The following is a 13,072-nucleotide window of genomic DNA, read 5'->3' as shown; positions in this document are numbered from 1 at the left end:
CCCAGTCCTCGGGACCGATGCGTGGCGCGCGCGGCGTCGTTACCATGCAGGCATGCCCCTTCCTCCCTGGACCTGCACCTCCACCGCGGCCCTCGCCGTCCTCCTGGGGGCCTGCGGAGACGGGGACCCGGTCATGCTGGAGGCGGTGGCCGCGAACTGCTCGGGCGGCCCGGCGCAGCACCTGGACCGGTTGCCGTCCGGCGCCATGGTCCTCAATGCCTACTTTCTGCAGGAAGAGGCCACCCGGGACGCGCGGCGGGGAGCGGCCGACTCCCCGGTGCTGGAAGAGGTGCTGGCCAAGGCCGCCGCGCTGGGCGTGCGGGCGCTGCGCACCAACGGGCACAACGACGCGCTGTCGAAGGTGGGGGACACCGCCATCCAGGTGGCGCCGCTGGAGTACGACGAGGTGGCGCTGGTCGGCCTGGACCGGGTGCTCGCCCGCGCCCGCGTCCATGGCGTCCGCCTGGTGCTGACGCTGGGGAACTACTGGGACGCCTATGGGGGCGCGCGCCAGTACGTGGCGTGGGCGGGGCTCCCCCGGCCCGTGGAAGGGGACGCGCGCTTCTTCACCGACGCGGCGGTGGTGGCGCACTTCAAGGCGCACGTGGCGCGGATGCTCAACCGGGTGAATACCGTGGACGGCATCCGCTATGGCGACCACCCGGCCGTCCTGGCCTGGGAGCTGCTCAACGAGCCACGGGGGCGGGGCCTGGACAAGGAAGGGGCGCGGCTGCGCGCGTGGATTGATGACGTGGCGCGGGAGGTGAAAGCGCACGCGCCCGGCCACCTGGTGGGCACGGGCGAGGAGGGCTTCGAGCCGTCGCCCGAGGGGTACGACGCCGGCTTCTGGTCCCGGTCCGGCTCGCCGGTGCTGCGCACCCCGGGGGCCAGCTTCACGCGCAACACGGCGTCCCCGTACATCGACTTCGCGTCGGTGCACTTCTATCCGGAGTCCTGGGGCCTGGGCGGCATCGACACGGCCGAGGCCGGCGCCCGGTGGATTCGGGAGCACGCCGCCATCGCCCGGAGCCTGGGCAAGCCCTTGTTCGTGGGCGAGCTGGGGCTGCGCAACGAAGGCGCGTTCGACGTGTCCCAGCGGCGCGCGCTCTATCGCGGCTGGCTGGAGTGCATGCGGAAGGAAGGCGTGGGCGCGGGGGCGCTGTGGATGTTCGCCAACGACGCCCGGCCGGACGGCTGGGACGGCTACACCTTCTACTACCGGGACGGCACGCTGCCGGGCGATCCGGTCAACCGGTACGCGGACCTGGTCATGGAGGCCGCCGCCGCGGAGCGTCCGGGCGCGGCGGTCTCCACGGGGCGCTGAGCGCGGGTGCGCCGGCTCAGACGGAGATGAGGCCCTTGCGGATGCCCTCGGTGACGGCCTCCACGCGGTTGGTGACCTCCAGCTTCCGGTAGATGTGCTCCAGGTGCGTGCGGATGGTGGCCTTGCTCAGGTCGAGCAGGCGCGCCGCCTCGCTGTTGGACACGCCCTTGGCGATGAGCTGGAGGATTTCGCGCTCCCGGTCCGACAGCGGCTTGAGCAGGGGCTCCTGGAGCGCGTCAGGGGCGGGCTGCGCCGGCTCGGAGGGCGGCGAGGCCACGGGGTTGGCGTCGGGCTCCACGCGGAAGTGACGGAGCAGCCGGCGGGCCAGGTTGGGCTGGATGACGGTGCCGCCCGCGCGGACCTCCTTGATGGCCTCGATGATCTTGTCCACCGGGGCGCCCTTGAGCAGGTAGCCGGAGGCGCCCGCCTTCACGGCCTCCAGCACTTTGTCCTCCTCGTCGAAGATGGTGAAGATGAGGATTTCAATCTGCGGGAAGCGCGCCTTCACCTCGCGCGTCACGTCGATGCCGCTCATGCGGGGCAGGCCCAAATCCAGCAGCAGCACGTCCGGCATCAGCTTGGGCACTTCCTCCAGCGCGGCTTCACCGGAGAGCGCCGTGCCGATGATGTCCATCTCCGGGTGGTTCTCGAAGAGGCGGAGCTGGTTCTTGAGGATCTTCGTCTGATCCTCGACCACGAAGACGCGAATGGGCGGCGAATCGGGAGGCTGCGGGGCGTCCACGGGAGCTCCGGTCATGACGGACGACAGGGAAGGGAGAATGCCACCTGGGCGCCAGCGCCGGGTGACGAGTCCACGATGAGCTGGCCACCGAGCTTCATGGCGCGCTCACGCATGTTCAACAGGCCGTAGTGGCCGCGCGGCGTCCGGGAGGGGTCGAAGCCCTTGCCGTCGTCGCGCACGACGAGGTTGACGCGGTCCTCGCTGAAGTCGAGCCGCACCTGGACGCCCGTGGCCTCCGCGTGCTTCACCGCGTTGGACAGCGACTCCTGGAGGATGCGGAACAGCGCCAGCTGCGCGTCCGGGTTCAGCTTGCGCTGCAGGCCGGTGCGCTCGAAGCGGATGTCCAGGCCGGTGCGCTCGCGGAACGTCTTCGCGTAGTCCTCCAGGCCCTGCGCCAGCTCGAAGTCCTCGCGCATCATCCGCAGGCTGCGCCGCAGCTCCTCGATGGACTCCTCCGCGGTGAGCTTCAGCTCGCGGATCTCCTCGCGCAGGCCCTCCTCGCGCGCGAGGTTCAGGATGTACTCGGACTGGATGATCATCGACGACAGGGACGCGCCCAGGCCGTCGTGGATCTCCCGCGCCAGCCGGTTGCGCTCCTCCACCACGGCCAGCTCCTTGAGGTCTCCCTGGAGCGACACGACCTCGCGGTGCGCGGCGGCCTCGCGCTCGTTCAGGTACACGAGCACGTAGACGATGATGAAGTTGAGCGCCAGGTACCAGAGCAGGGTCAGCAGCTCCACCGCCGTCACGGAGCGGTTGAGGAGCAGATCCAGCCGGGTGGTGATGGGCAGCGCCAGCAGCGGCGGAAGAATCGCCAGCGGCTTGGGGTAGAGGATGGCGAAGAGCGTGGTGAAGAGCAGCTGCGTGGCCAGCAGCGGGCTCTGGAGTCCGCCGCCGACGTGCGGCTTGACGATGAGCACCACGCTGATGGCCACGTCCAGGCAGAGGGTGATGTACGTCACCCAGCGGCCGGCCTTCGGGTGGTCGATGACGAGGAGGTTGGCGACGCTGTAGAGCAGCATCGCGAAGTAGCCCACGAAGGCGAAGGGCCCGGTGAGGCCGAAGTAGCCGCTCCAGGCCGGCACCGCGAGGATGAGCAGGCCCAGCGTGAGGAACATCATCCGCGCGTAGAAGAGCGCGCGGGCCCGGGCCACGAAGCGGTCCTGCTCCCACGAGGCGGTCGCCTGCTCCGCCGACACGCTGTCCGTCAGCTTGCGGCGCTCCAGGACCTTCCGCACCCGGGCGCGCAGGTCGTTGGCAGGCGTCTCCTCGCTCAATGCGAGTTGGGAATCCATTCGGCCGGCAGTCTACGGGAGCGACCGGGGGGCGGGAATCCCGGAGGTGGCTCGCCTCGCTTTCTGGAGGGCGAGGGGGCAGGCCCCGCGCCGGCCGGAAGCACCGCGTTACTCCGCGGAGGCGTCACCCGCACACGCCTGGCGCGCCTCGGGCTTGTTCTTGAAGATGAACGCCAGCCGGTCCGTCTGCTCGCCCGTGCGCTCGTCGAAGAGCGGCGTGCCGCCCGCGTACATGCTGCCCTCCGGGTTGCCATAGGCGTCCAGCCCCTGCTTCTGGAGCCACGCGTCCACGCAGGACTCCTGCGCCGCGCGCGCCGTGCCGCCCGACCCCGCGTCCTCCGCGCTCAGGGCCCCCTTGCTGGCGCCGGTGTGCGCGGCTTCGTCCGTCGCGGCGGAGGCGTCGGTGGGCCCCGGGGCCTCGCCCGTCTTGCGGGTGCAGCCAGGCGCCAGGAAGAGGACAGCGGAAAAGACGAGCACGCCGGTCAGGTTTTTCATATGTCCTGGCAGGTGGGGGCCGCGCGGACGCGGGACGGTGGAGAGACACCTGCGCCCTTCTGCAAGGTGGTACGCAGGCGGCCTCACCATATTCGTTTCCGACCGCGTGGAGCAGCCATCCGATGCATGGCCACGGTACAGACCACCATCCCCGAATTCCCCATGCGTCCCGGCTGGAGCGCGCGCGCGTCCTGCTGGTGGGGGCTGGGGGGCTCGGGTGTCCGGCGTCCCTGGCGCTGGCCCAGGCCGGTGTCGGGCACCTGACGCTGGCGGATCCGGACCGCGTGGACGTGACGAACCTGCCGCGTCAGCTCTGGCACCGGGGCGAGGACGTGGGCCGGAACAAGGCGGAGTCCGCGACGGCGGGCCTGGCGCGGGCCTTCCCCGGCCTGAGCACGGAGGCCATGCCCGAGCGCGTGGACGCGAGCAACGCGGAGGGGCTCTTCCGCGCGCACGACGCCGTCATCGACGCCACGGATGGCGTGGCCACCAAGTTCTTCCTGTCGGACGTGGCGGTGCTGACGGGGGTGCCGCTCGTCTATGGCGGGGTGCTGCGCATGCAGGGACAGGCGATGCGCGTGGACCCGGGCGGGCCGTGCCTGCGCTGCCTCTATGAAGCGCCGCCTCCGCCGGACGCCGTGCCCACGTGTGCCCAGGCGGGGGTGCTCGGCTCGCTGGCGGGGCTGGTGGGCGCGGTGCAGGCCCTGCTGGCGCTGGAGCTCCTGTCGGGCGCCGAGGCGGGAGGGGGGCACGGCGAGGCCACGCTGCACGTGCTGGACGCGGTGTCGCTGCTGGGGCGGAGGACGCGCGTGACGCGGGCGCCGGACTGCGAGGGCTGCCGCGTCACGGCCATCCCGGCGTACCCGGAGTCTCCGGAGGCGTGCGCGACATGACGGCGACGCTGGACATCACCCGCGAGGTCTGTCCGATGACCTATGTGCGGACGAAGCTGAAGTTGGAATCACTGGAGTCGGGCACGTTGCTGGAGGTGCTGCTTCGAGGCACCGAGCCGCTGAAGAACGTGCCTCGCAACGCGCGCGAAGAGGGCCACGAGGTCGTGTCCCTGGACGCGCTCCCGGACGGGACGCACCGGCTGGTGCTCCGCAAACAGGGCAGGTGAGAGAGCCATGGCGACCCTTCGTATTCCCACCCCCATGCGGGGCTTCACCGGCAACCAGGCGGAAGTCGCCGCCCCCGGCGCCACCGTGCGCGAGGTGCTGAACAACCTGGACGCGCGCCACCCGGGCATTGGCGGCCGGGTGCTTGACGAGCGCGGCGCGGTGCGGCGCTACGTGAATGTGTTCCTCAACGACGAGGACATCCGCGCGCTGAGCGGGCTGGACACGCCGGTGAAGGACGCGGACCGCATCATCCTCATCCCCGCCATGGCGGGAGGCTGAAGGCCGTGGCGCTGCGTGAAGAGCAGATTCAGCGCTACTCCCGGCAGATCCTCCTGCGCGAGGTGGGCGGACGTGGCCAGGAGGCACTGCTCGCGGGCGCGGCGCGGTTGGATGGCCTTGGCGCGTCGGGGTTGACGGCGGCGGCGTACCTGGCGGGAGGTGGCACGCCGGTGACGGGCGCGGGCTCGCTGACGCTGGGGCCCTGGGCGCCGGGCTTCCTGATGGGGCCTTCCGACGTGGGCCTGCCCGTGACGGAGGCGCTGGCCCGCGAGGTGCCCGCGCTGAACCCGGACGCGGCCTCGGTGGGGCAGGGGGGCGGACTGGTGGCGGAGCTGCCCGCGGCGTGGAGTGGCGAGGCGCCCTGGGTGGCCCTGGGCGGTGATGGCATGCGGGCCGCCGTCGTCTTCCGAAGCGCGGAGGGGTGCCTCTGGTGCTTCGGGGAGACGGTGCGGCACCTGGGCTCGCCCCCGGATGGCGCGCTGGGCGTGGCCGTGGGGACGCTGGGGGCGCTCGTGTTCCAGCGGCTGCGGCTGGGCCTGGGGCCCGCGTTGGGAGGCCGGTGGCTGGTGGCGCCCGGCACCGTGGAGGCGTTGGAGTTGCGCAGGTGCTCACGCTGCGCGGGCCGCGAGCCGCCTGGCGCGCCGTGAGTCGCTGGTCCGAGCACATCCTCACCGAAGTCGGTCGGCACCTGGCGGCAGCGTATCCCTTCGAAGGCTGTGGGGTGATCCTCCGCGCCGAAGGGACAGGGGCCCTGCGGATCCGTCCCTTGCGCAACGCCGCCGGGAACCCGCGGGTGGCGTACGCCTTCGCGCCCGAGGAGTGGCTGGCCGTCTGCATCGAAGCGGATGCACGCTCGGAGCGAGTGGTGTGCGTGTTCCACTCGCATGTGGATGCACCGGCGACCTTCTCCCAGGAAGACCTGCTGCGGGCGGCTCCGGGCGGGTGTCCGTTGCTCCCCGATGTTTCCTATCTCATCGGATCCATACACTGCGGCCGTGTTCACTACGTGTCGGAGTATGAGTGGCGTGCGGGAAACTTCGTGTCACGGACGCACTGAAAAGTTCATTGCAGAAACGAAAAAGCCTTGTCTGAGCAGGCACTTGAATGCCCGTCACCCCCACCTGCGGAAAGGTGGGCGCGAATTGTCAAGTGGCCGGGTTTTCGTCTATAACCGCGTCCATCTTCTGGATCTGCGGCGTCCCTACGAGCTTGCAAGAAGTGCTCCGGACGCAGGGAGTAGACGACCCATATGGCCTCCAACACTGGTTTCACCCTCTGGCTGACCGGCATGTCCGGTACCGGGAAGAGCACCACCGCCGCCTACATCGCCGCGCGCTTGCGGCAGGTGGGCCGCAACGTCGAGATCCTCGACGAGGGTGAACTCGGCGAGGCGCTCTGGGCGGGGCTGGGGGATGGCAAGGAGGACCGGACGACCGTCGTGAAGCGGCTGGGCTTCGTGGCGAGCCTGCTGACGCGCAACGGCGTGGCGGCGCTGGTCCCCTGCGTCAGCCCCTACAAGCCGGGCCGCGAGGAGAACCGCCGGACCATTGGCCGCTACGTGGAGGTCTACGTCGACTGCCCGACCGAGAAGCTCATCGAGCGCGACAGCACGGGCCGCTACAAGAAGGCGCTCAACGGGGAGATCCCCAACTTCATCGGCATCACCGAGCCGTACGAGCCGCCCAACTCGCCGGAGGTCACCATCCACTCCGACGTGGAGTCGGTGGACGACGGCGCGGCGAAGATCTTCCAGTCGCTTCTGGACCTCGGCTACATGACCACCGAGGAGCTGAAGATCATCACCGGCAAGAAGATGAAGGCCAACCCGCTGCCGGCGAAGGGTGAGAAGGCCGAGAAGGGCGGCGCCAAGGCCCGCCGCGCCGAGGAGTCCAAGCCCGCGGCGAAGGCGCCGAAGGCGGACAAGGGCGCCAAGGCTCGTCCGGCCACGCGCGCGGCCCGGGTGGCGAAGCCCGCGGCGAAGAAGTCCTCGAAGCGGAAGGCTCGCTAGGCGGCTGGGCTTCCGGGCCTGGGTTTCATGCCTGAAGGGCTCCAGGTTGCCGCGCGACGACGCGTGCAATCCGGGGCCCTTTGGTTTTAGGAGAGCTTCATGTTGAGCCCCGAGCGGATCCAGTCCCTGTGTGAGTCCTCGCGTCCCAAGCTGGAGTCGATGCGCGCCGCGCTGCGGGCTCATGGCAGCGCGCTGGTAGCGTTCTCTGGCGGCGTGGATTCGACCTTCGTGCTGAAGGTGGCGGTGGAGGAGCTGGGCGACCGGGCGCTCGCGCTCACCGCGCTGTCCGCGTCCGTGGCGCCGGAGGAGGCCGACGAGGCGCGCTCGCTGGCGAAGCGGCTGGGCGCCCGGCACGTGGTGCTGGGCAGCAACGAGCTGGCGAATCCGGAGTACGCGGCCAACCCGACGAACCGTTGCTACTTCTGCAAGACGGAGCTGTACGACATCTGCGAGGCGCAGCGGACGTCGCTGGGCCTGGCGGTGGTGCTGGACGGCTTCAACGCGGACGACTTCAAGGACCACCGGCCCGGCCACAAGGCGGCGCGGGAGCACCGGGTGGTGTCACCGCTGGCGCAGGCGGGGCTGACGAAGGAGGAGATCCGCGCGTGGAGCCAGTCGCTCGGGCTGCCGACGTGGGACAAGCCGCAGATGGCGTGCCTGGCGTCGCGGATTCCGTATGGTACGGCGGTGACGCGGGACCGGCTGCTGCAGATCGCCGCCGCGGAGTCGGAGCTGCGCAAGCTGGGCTTCCGGCAGTTCCGGGTGCGGTACCACCAGGACGTGGCGCGGCTGGAGGTGGCGGCGGAGGAGTACGAGCGCTTCCTCGCGGCGGACGTGCGGCAGCGGATCAACACCGCGTTCCTGGCGCTGGGGTTCAAGTTCGTGGCGCTGGACTTGGAGCCGTTCCGCTCTGGCCGGATGAATGACGCGGCGGGTGTGGTGAGGCCGGGGGCCACGGGCAAGCCGGACGGGTTCCCTCTGCCCGTGGTGAGCTGAGCCGCGTCTCCTTGGCGGCAGTCAGGTGGCTTGGGGAGCGGCTCACGGCCCGGTGATGAGGTGGATACCGTGTTCTCGTGCCAGGGCCTCCCTGGCCTCCGTGGAGACCGCGGTGCCTCGAAGGTCGAGTTCCCTGAGACGCGGCAGCTTGAGCAGCGCTGGCAGGCCGGCGTCGGTGACCTTCGTGCGTGTCAGGTAGAGCGTGCGGAGTGAGCGGGGGAGGTGGCCGAGCGCCTCATCGCCGGTGTGTCCGCCCGCGAGGCTCAGCCAGACGAGCCTTGAGAAGCCCTGGAGCGCATGCTGTCCCTTTACTTCGAGCCAGGTCGCACCCAGGTCGAGCGTCGTGAGCCGCGCCAGGGTGTGCAGGCTCGCGAGGCCGGAGCCGTTGACGAGCGTTCCCGCGACATGGAGTGCCTCCAACTCTGCCAGCCCGGCGAGCTGGCCCAACCCCACGTCTGTGAGGAGCGTGCGTTCAGCTTTCAATGAATGGAGGCCGGGAAAGGCTTTCCGTATGGATGGCACCCATTCGTCAGTGAATCCTGTCTTGCTCAAGTCCAGGTGTCTCAAGCGTGGGCGGGAACCCAGGTTGTTCAGCGCCTCCGGGCCAATCGGCGTGTGGCTGAGCGCGAGCCTCGTCAGTTGGCTGAGGGGAGCGAGTGCCGTGAGGGAGTCGTCAGTCAGCGCGAGCCCTGAGAGCCAGAGCGATTCGAGCGCCACCAAGGTGCTCAACACTTGAAGTCCCGTGCCCGTAACGGCCGTGTGCGAGAGGTCAATCTCTCTCAATTCGTTGAGTCCTCGGAGATGGCGCAGCGCTCTGTCTCCGACGAAGGTCTCGTCCAGGTGGAGCGCTTCCAGGCGAGCGATGCCTGCGAGGTGGCGAAGTCCTGCGCCTTGGATTCGCGCCTTGCTGAGAACCAGCGCACGAAGCGCGGGCAGCTTCGCGAGGTGGAGCAACCCGGCGTCCGTCACCTGCGTGCTGCCCAGGTGGAGGGCTTCCAGTTCACGTAGTTCCCCGATGTGCACGAGGCTGGCGTCCGAGGCGGCGGTACGGGCAAGGCCCAGCCGCCTGAGGGAGGGCATTGCGTTGAGACCGCGGAGTCCGGCGTCCGTGACTTTCGTGCCGCTGAGGTTGAGCGTGTGTAACGGGGCGCCCGGCAGCATCGCGAGGACGGTGTCGTCCACCGCGGTATCGGAGAGGTCCAGTTCCTCCAGCCCCGGTTGCCTCGCGAGGAATCCAAGTCCCTGGGATGTGACGGCTGTGCCAGCGAGGCTTACTCGACGCAGGGTGGTGTGTGCTGACAGCGACGCAAGACTGGCGTCGGAGACAGGCGTCTCGTTCAGCCGCAGCACAGCCAGGTGTCGCATGCGTTTGAGAGGAGCCAGGCCCGCGCTGGTGACTCGTGTCCCTCCGCCCGAGCGCACCCGGCAGGCCCTTGAAGTCTGAGCGGAGAGAGTGTTGGGCGGGCCGCCAGCGGCGCGTCGTCAGTCGTCAGAGCACCGACTCGAGCGCGTCCGAGAGGGCCAGCAGCAAGGCCAGCTTCCGCTTCTGGCGGCGGTCGGCGTGGTTTGCATCACCGGCAACCCAGCCGGCGAGGCTCTCGAAGTCATCACGGGTGCCGCTCAATTCGTAGTCCAAGCCCTCGTCTTCGAGCCCTTCGACTCGCTTCGCCGAGGCGAGCACTTCCTCGGAGCATGGGTAGTCGAGGTGCTTGAGCAGCGCGAGCGCGTCGGCGGAGATGTAGATGCGGAGCTTCCTCTGGTTCTTCGGCATGCCGTCCTCCGCCGAGGACCATACGAGAGGGCCACGCCTGCCTGCGAGGCGCGAGGCGCCCTGGCGCTCAGCGCGCGGCTGCCGCCTTGCCGCGCACGGCTTCGGGATGCGAGCGCTTCCATTCCGCGGGCAGCAGCGCGGGCATGTCGCGGAGGCACAGCTTCTTGGTGGCCAGCCGGGGCAGGACGTCCGCCAGGTATGCGACGGGGTCTACCTCAGCCAGCTTGCAGCACCCCAGGAGGGTGTACGCAATGGCGGCGCGTTCGCCACCTGCGTCACTGCCGGCGAAGAGGAAGTTCTTCCTCGTCAGCGCGGTGCGGATGTGCAGGCGCTCCACGACGGTGTTGTCGATGGGGATGACGCCGTCTTCGAGGTAGCGTCGCAACGCCTGTTGGTGGTTGAGCAAGTACCGGATGGCCCGGCCCAGCGGGGAGGAGGGCGGCTCATTGGGTTGGTGGGCAATCGCCCAGGCAATGAGGTCGTCGTAGACGGGTTTGCTGCGCTCCTGCCGCCCTCGCCGCCGCTCGTCAATGGTACAGGCCTGGAGCCTTCGCTCGATGGCGAAGAGTCGCTTGAAGGCCGCCAGCGGCAGCGCGGCTCGCTTGTCGCCGCCGTCCAGGGCCTTCCGGAAGTAGCGCCTCGCGTGCGTGTTGCAGCCACATTCCAGCAGGCCCGCCCGCTTGAAGGACGCGTCGAAGAGGCCGGCCGCATCGGCCACCGTGAGGCCCACTCGCATCGCCAGCATCTGCGCGGGGCCTATCTCCCCTCGCGCTGGCCCTCCCGCTTGCCCGTCGAGTTGTACAGACACAGCGCGGTGTGCTGCGTGCCGCAGTCTTTCACGTCGGCGCCCACATAGCCCCAGATGGCGCCCAGGCGAATGCCCTTCGCATTCTTCGAGTCCAGCACCGGCAGCGACGTCGCATCCAGGTGCATCACCGTGGCGCCCAGTACCTTGGACATGGCCGCGCGCCACACGGGCCGGAGCGCCTCGGTTGCCCAGGCCACCTGGTCGGCGAGGGTGGAGAGGGCCACCTCGAGTCCCAGCCGCTCAAAGCGCTCCACCTGCCGGCTCAGCGGCAGCCCGTCGTAGTACTTCTCCACGAGAAGCTGGGCCACCAGCCTGGCGCCCATCCTCCCGCCGCTCACCACCTTCTCGCCCAGCGGGGCGCGGACCACCTCCGCCTCGCACAGGTGGCACGCGAGCTTCTCCCGCTTGTCCTGCCGGACGATGACCTCCGCCGGAATCAGGTCGATGACCTCCGTCACCTCGTGCCCGACGCACTTCCGCACCTCGCCGCACCGAGGGCACGGACGCTGCTGTGCAGGCACCGGGATGACGTTCTCCACCCGGCGCAGATTCGTCGGAATGGGGCGGCGGGCGGGACGCGTCCGCTTCGGCCGCGCTTGTTCCTTTTGCGGAGGCTCCTCGTCAATGCCGGACGAGCGGCGAAGTCTTGCATCCACTTCCGCCACGTCACCATCGGAGTTCGCCGGCAGTCCGCCCAGGAGCAGCTTCAGCTGCGTGGTGGACACGCCCTCGCTCTTCTTGCCCTTCGTCTTGGCGTCCTGAAGCAGCCGCTCCAGCTCCGAGTTTCTCGACACCAGCCTGGCCACCAACGCCACCACCTCTTCGGTGCGGCCCTCGGCGAGGAGCGCTTTGAGCACCTCCAGCACCGGGCCTCGGCGCGGCTTCTTCGTCGTCTCGGAGGTGGGCGCGGTACCTGGCAAGGCGCGGGAAAGGTAACCAGCCGCCGTGCCCGCGCCACACCCTCGAAGGAGATTTTCTTCAGGCCGAGCGCAAGTGCCCCGGGGGCTCCCAGCGCTGCGACGTCCGCGCGCGCTGCACGTCGATGCCCTCGAGCAGCATCGCCAACTCATGCACGTCGAGTTCAATGCTGGTGGCGCCCAGGGCCACCTGGCTCGGAAAGGTGAAGGTGCCACGCTCGAGGCGCTTGTGTACGAGGGTGAAGCCGCCGCGCGTCCACAGCAGAAGCTTCACCTGGTTCTTCCGGCGGTTGAGGAAGACGAAGACGTGGCCGCTCAGTGGGTCCTTGGCCAGCACCTCGCGGACTTCGTTGCTCAAGCCATCGAAGCTGCGCCGCAGGTTGCACGGCGCCATCGCCACGTACACCTTCACCGCCCGGGGCAAGAGCAGCATCTACCCGCCCCCCGCAGCCAGCGCACCCACCAACTCTGCGACCCAGGCAGGGGGGATTGCGGCCGCGTCCAACAACTCCAGCACACAGCCGCCCGGCAGCCTCACCACCACCGCGGCACTCCCTTCCGCGGGCAGCGTCGGCGCAGCGCTCATCCCCCTCAGCACGGCCGGTACCCACCGCGCTGGGCCGTTAACGGGCGCCGCCTCCTCCCACTCCCCGAGGCGCTCCCGCCACCAGCGCAGTCGCTGGTCCGAGACGCCGCGCTGCCGCGCGTACGTGGCCAGCGGCAACCCGCTCCTCTGCAACGCCGCCAACTCCCTGCGTGCCTCGTCAGGCGTCCACTGCCGCCAACCGCCCCGCTTCTTCGTCGTCCTGAGTCCGTGCATGGCTCGCTACCTCCGCGGCCAGCCTCAGCATACCTCCTGGCGGAGCGCAGCCGCCCACCCGGTGCGCTCTGGCGGAGGGACACGGTGACTCGGGTGCCATTGAGGTGCAGGGCCTCGAGCTGGGTCGCGGTTCCCAGCGAGACAAGGTGCGCGTTGCCGAAGTCCGTGCCAGACAACTGAAGCGCGACGACACCGGACTCCTGGAGCAGGGCCGCGAGCAGCCCGGGTGCTGGGACGCCGACAGCGCCAAAGGACAATTCGGGCACGCGATGCTCGCGCAGCACGGCGGCGATTTCGCGAGCCTCCGCTTTGGTGCGCACGGGGCGCAATGGTTCTGCGTACCAAGTGCCCATGTCAGGCGGGGTGAAGCCTTCGGGCCCGGGTGGTAACTGCCCGAACTCAGCCCTCTTCCCATCCGGCTCCAGGCGGAACACCGCGAGGAGCGGCCTGGGATCCGTCAGCACGACGGGGCGCGAGGAAAGAGAGGGAATGACGG

17 protein-coding genes are annotated in these 13,072 nt (G+C 69.7%); 8 read left to right on the top strand and 9 right to left on the bottom strand.

Annotated features, from left to right (window positions below):
* Positions 1-52 precede the first annotated feature (52 nt).
* Positions 53-1,324, top strand: coding sequence for a glycoside hydrolase 5 family protein (locus tag KGD87_RS09610; RefSeq protein ID WP_284667156.1), 1,272 nt, complete (start codon positions 53-55; stop codon positions 1,322-1,324).
* A 16-nt stretch (positions 1,325-1,340) separates the two neighbouring features.
* Here the strand turns inward: KGD87_RS09610 and KGD87_RS09605 are convergent, their stop codons facing one another.
* The 3 genes from KGD87_RS09605 to KGD87_RS09595 all read right to left on the bottom strand — a co-directional run bounded on the left by KGD87_RS09605 (position 1,341) and on the right by KGD87_RS09595 (position 3,856).
* Positions 1,341-2,081: a response regulator gene (locus KGD87_RS09605; RefSeq protein ID WP_284667155.1), complete on the bottom strand. Its 741-nt coding sequence runs from the start codon at positions 2,079-2,081 to the stop codon at positions 1,341-1,343.
* A complete protein-coding gene (locus tag KGD87_RS09600) occupies positions 2,078-3,361 on the bottom strand; it encodes a sensor histidine kinase (protein WP_284667154.1) in 1,284 nt (427 codons plus the stop codon). The genes KGD87_RS09605 and KGD87_RS09600 overlap by 4 nt, the downstream gene beginning before the upstream one ends.
* A gap of 108 nt (positions 3,362-3,469) precedes the next feature.
* The gene (locus KGD87_RS09595; RefSeq protein ID WP_284667153.1) at positions 3,470-3,856 is read right to left on the bottom strand and encodes a hypothetical protein; all 387 of its coding nucleotides are present in this window, start codon (positions 3,854-3,856) and stop codon (positions 3,470-3,472) included.
* A gap of 122 nt (positions 3,857-3,978) precedes the next feature.
* Here KGD87_RS09595 and KGD87_RS09590 point away from each other — a divergent pair, with 122 nt between their 5' ends.
* From KGD87_RS09590 to larE, 7 genes are all read left to right on the top strand, one after another.
* On the top strand, positions 3,979-4,749 hold the full coding sequence (locus KGD87_RS09590) for a HesA/MoeB/ThiF family protein (RefSeq protein WP_284667152.1): 771 nt from the start codon (positions 3,979-3,981) through the stop codon (positions 4,747-4,749).
* A complete protein-coding gene (locus KGD87_RS09585) occupies positions 4,737-4,976 on the top strand; it encodes a sulfurtransferase TusA family protein (protein ID WP_163783391.1) in 240 nt (79 codons plus the stop codon). Before KGD87_RS09590 ends, KGD87_RS09585 begins: the two co-directional genes overlap by 13 nt.
* A gap of 7 nt (positions 4,977-4,983) precedes the next feature.
* Positions 4,984-5,256, top strand: coding sequence for a MoaD/ThiS family protein (locus KGD87_RS09580; protein ID WP_284667151.1), 273 nt, complete (start codon positions 4,984-4,986; stop codon positions 5,254-5,256).
* Positions 5,257-5,261: 5 nt separating this feature from the next.
* A complete protein-coding gene (locus KGD87_RS09575; RefSeq protein WP_284667150.1) occupies positions 5,262-5,903 on the top strand; it encodes a ThiF family adenylyltransferase in 642 nt (213 codons plus the stop codon).
* Positions 5,861-6,313 (top strand): M67 family metallopeptidase, encoded by a 453-nt coding sequence (locus KGD87_RS09570; protein ID WP_502888013.1) that lies wholly within the window; start codon positions 5,861-5,863, stop codon positions 6,311-6,313. The genes KGD87_RS09575 and KGD87_RS09570 overlap by 43 nt, the downstream gene beginning before the upstream one ends.
* A 192-nt stretch (positions 6,314-6,505) precedes the next feature.
* Positions 6,506-7,264: an adenylyl-sulfate kinase gene (cysC, locus tag KGD87_RS09565; protein ID WP_284667149.1), complete on the top strand. Its 759-nt coding sequence runs from the start codon at positions 6,506-6,508 to the stop codon at positions 7,262-7,264.
* 99 nt (positions 7,265-7,363) lie between these two features.
* Positions 7,364-8,260 (top strand): ATP-dependent sacrificial sulfur transferase LarE, encoded by an 897-nt coding sequence (gene larE / locus KGD87_RS09560; protein ID WP_284667148.1) that lies wholly within the window; start codon positions 7,364-7,366, stop codon positions 8,258-8,260.
* A 42-nt stretch (positions 8,261-8,302) separates the two neighbouring features.
* On the opposite strand, the gene KGD87_RS09555 is transcribed toward larE, so the two are convergent.
* The 6 genes from KGD87_RS09555 to tnpA all read right to left on the bottom strand — a co-directional run bounded on the left by KGD87_RS09555 (position 8,303) and on the right by tnpA (position 12,576).
* Complete coding sequence (locus KGD87_RS09555; RefSeq protein ID WP_284667147.1) at positions 8,303-9,625, bottom strand: hypothetical protein; 1,323 nt, start codon at positions 9,623-9,625, stop codon at positions 8,303-8,305.
* A gap of 124 nt (positions 9,626-9,749) precedes the next feature.
* Complete coding sequence (locus tag KGD87_RS09550) at positions 9,750-10,031, bottom strand: hypothetical protein (RefSeq protein ID WP_284662566.1); 282 nt, start codon at positions 10,029-10,031, stop codon at positions 9,750-9,752.
* A 67-nt stretch (positions 10,032-10,098) separates the two neighbouring features.
* Entirely contained in the window at positions 10,099-10,776 is a 678-nt protein-coding gene (locus tag KGD87_RS09545) for an IS66 family transposase (protein ID WP_284663043.1), read from the bottom strand.
* A gap of 11 nt (positions 10,777-10,787) precedes the next feature.
* Positions 10,788-11,759 (bottom strand): IS66 family transposase, encoded by a 972-nt coding sequence (locus tag KGD87_RS09540; RefSeq protein ID WP_284663042.1) that lies wholly within the window; start codon positions 11,757-11,759, stop codon positions 10,788-10,790.
* A 58-nt stretch (positions 11,760-11,817) separates the two neighbouring features.
* Entirely contained in the window at positions 11,818-12,189 is a 372-nt protein-coding gene (gene tnpB, locus KGD87_RS09535; protein WP_095959537.1) for an IS66 family insertion sequence element accessory protein TnpB, read from the bottom strand.
* Complete coding sequence (gene tnpA / locus KGD87_RS09530; protein ID WP_284662560.1) at positions 12,190-12,576, bottom strand: IS66 family insertion sequence element accessory protein TnpA; 387 nt, start codon at positions 12,574-12,576, stop codon at positions 12,190-12,192. It lies immediately after the preceding gene.
* Positions 12,577-13,072: the final 496 nt, after the last annotated feature.

This window comes from Myxococcus sp. SDU36 (assembly GCF_030168875.1).
GTDB classification, from domain to species: domain Bacteria; phylum Myxococcota; class Myxococcia; order Myxococcales; family Myxococcaceae; genus Myxococcus; species Myxococcus vastator.
This window is presented reverse-complemented; position numbering and strand designations above follow the sequence as displayed.